This is a genomic window from Vibrio sp. OPT46 (assembly GCF_015163535.1).
Classification (GTDB): Bacteria; Pseudomonadota; Gammaproteobacteria; order Enterobacterales; family Vibrionaceae; genus Vibrio; species Vibrio alginolyticus.
This window is the reverse complement of record NZ_JADDYG010000358.1, coordinates 53,651-56,259: the sequence shown is the minus strand read 5'-3', so window position 1 is coordinate 56,259 and position 2,609 is coordinate 53,651. Positions and strand designations below refer to the sequence as shown.

Sequence of the window (2,609 nt, the reverse complement as noted above, 5' to 3'; positions counted from 1 at the left end):
TTCTATACAGCTCAATAGAGGCACAGCAAGTAATGAACACCAATGCTTTGGCATGTGCAGTGCTTGGTGTTGTTGGTTTATTTGTTGGTATTACTCAGCTAAACAAAAAGCGTCAGCTAGCAGAAAACTAATCTGTTCTTACACATCATGAGGATGAAGTAGTGTTTAACTGGGGTTTAGGCTTGGTCTATTCGTTTTGTTGACATACTTCATCCAACAATATTTTTTCAACCATTACTTCTTCTCTTTATTGTAGCGAAAGGGCTGCGTTAAAAGCTTATCTAATCTTTGCTCTTCTTCGTCTCTAATTTCCGGCACACCAATAACAACATCATCATGACCCAACTTAGGCTGAGCTCGGTATGTCTCAAAAAAGCGGTCCCAAACTGAAAGGAAAAAACCAAAGTTTGAGTGGGTCTCTTTTACTATCACTGAATGGTGCACGCGATGCATGTCTGGTGTAACGATGACGTTTCGCAGTTTTTGGTCTATGGATAAAGCCAGTTTTGCATTACTGTGATTAAACATCGCGCTCGCATTAAGCACAATTTCAAATACCACAATTCCGATAGGTGAAACACCTAAGATAAACACGGCTGCAATTTTTACTCCCATTGAAATGATTATTTCGAAGGGATGAAAGCGTGCGCCTGTAGTGACGTCTATGTCGAGATCGGCGTGATGCATTCGGTGAATCTTCCACAGCGGCTTTACATGATGAAAGACAACATGCTGAGCGTAAATGACGAAATCAAGCAAAATGACGGTTAGAAAAATATTTAACCAAGCGGGGAGGGACAGAATATTGAGCAGCCCCCATTGTTGCTCCTGAGCTATGACCGCAGCTTGAAAGGCGGCGATAGGCATGATTAAAGCAATAACTAGGCTGTTAAAAGCGACCAATGACAAGTTATTGACCCAGCGAAACCTGCGCGAAGCGGTCAGTGTTTTTCTAGGCAATTTGTTTTCCCAAATGGCACAAAGCAATAATACGCCAAGGAAAAAGCCTAATCTGAGCCATGAGGGTTCTTGAAATGTCGTTTCTGTCACTGTCATTCCCTTATTTATTTCTTTATCTATGACCGAGATAAGAGTGAAATTATTTCAACACACTGCTGATGGGCTTATCTTGAGGCGAAGCCATAATATCAGTAGAATCGCGCTCTACTTTTTACTTGGCATTACTTACCATGAGAATTCACGCTTTCCACCGTTTATATCAGTACCGACAATCTATCTCAACCAAGCCTTTCAACGCGCGTGGATGTAAAGTGGTTCGTTGCCAATATTGCCAGGTTTCTGAGCAACACTGTTTGTGCGACCTTCAGCCAAACATCAAGGCCAATATTGCATGTATGTTGATTGTTTCTGAAAACGAAGTGTTTAAGCCAAGTAATACCGGTCGTCTAATCGCTGATACGATTCAAGAGACTTACGTGTATCAATGGAACCGAAGAGAACCGTCTGAAGAGATGCTAGCGCTACTACAGGATGACAGTTACCAACCGGTGATTGTATTTCCTGCAGACTATGTGGATGATCCCTCTCGTTTAATTGAAGATCTAGAGCCAGGGCGATTGGTAAAAGAAGATGTCGAGAACAAAAAATGGTTGCTGATCTTTATTGATGGTAGCTGGCGTGAGGCACGAAAGATATTCCGTCGTTCTGATTTTCTTAAATCTTTGCCTGTGCTTTCCATTGAGCCGGAATCTCTGTCTGAATACATCATGCGCCGCTCCGAGAATGATCAGCATCTTTCAACCGCCGAAGTCGCGACATTAGTTTTAAAACAAGCTGGTGAGCCTAAAGCTGCGGAATGCCTTCAATTGTGGTTTGAAGCCTTCAGAGAAACTTACATGCTGAGCAAGACTCGAGTCAAAAGCGACCCTAACCAGCCACACTTGAAACGTTTCAAAGAGTGGATGAAAACCGAGAGCTGACTCTAAGGAATGAGCTTTTGTTGATGGTATGTTGTTCAACTGGCTTCGGTGAGGGGATAAATCTGCATTCGGTCACGGTTTGCAGGCGTACAGATATGGATAATGCCATCAGTTTATACTTTTGACTCTAGCCATTTTTGAGAGTCGTTTGAAGCATTTTTTAGGAGAGAAATACATGTATTACGGCTTTGATGTCGGTGGCACTAAAATTGAATTTGGTGCATTTAACGAGAAGCTTGAGCGTGTAGCGACGGAACGTGTACCTACACCAACAGACAACTACGAGCTGCTGGTTGATACCATTGCGGAATTGGTGAATAAATACGATACAGAGTTTGGCTGTGAAGGTACGATTGGTCTTGGCCTACCAGGTATGGAAGACGCCGATGATGCAACGGTACTAACAGTTAACGTTCCTGCGGCAAAAGGCAAACCACTTCGTGCTGATCTAGAAGCTAAAATCGGTCGCAGCGTAAAAATTGAAAACGATGCAAACTGTTTCGCGCTTTCTGAAGCCTGGGACGAAGATCTTCAAGATGAACCATCTGTACTAGGTTTGATCCTTGGTACTGGTTTTGGTGGCGGCTTTATCTACGAAGGCAAAGTATTCTCTGGCCGCAACCACGTAGCGGGTGAGGTGGGTCACACACGTCTTCCTATCGACGCATG

Annotated in this window: 2 protein-coding genes and 1 pseudogene; 2 read left to right on the top strand and 1 reads right to left on the bottom strand. The window is 43.3% G+C overall.

Annotation, left to right across the window (positions count from 1 at the left end):
* Window positions 1-234: 234 nt before the first annotated feature.
* Window positions 235-1,050: a sterol desaturase family protein gene (locus IQR33_RS16305; protein WP_193837376.1), complete on the bottom strand. Its 816-nt coding sequence runs from the start codon at window positions 1,048-1,050 to the stop codon at window positions 235-237.
* A gap of 140 nt (window positions 1,051-1,190) precedes the next feature.
* On the opposite strand from IQR33_RS16305, the gene IQR33_RS16300 reads away from it, so the two are divergent.
* On the top strand, window positions 1,191-1,940 hold the full coding sequence (locus IQR33_RS16300) for a tRNA-uridine aminocarboxypropyltransferase (protein WP_017634916.1): 750 nt from the start codon (window positions 1,191-1,193) through the stop codon (window positions 1,938-1,940).
* Between the two features lie 175 nt (window positions 1,941-2,115).
* A pseudogene (locus IQR33_RS33265) lies at window positions 2,116-2,609 on the top strand (ROK family protein); the annotation flags it as partial.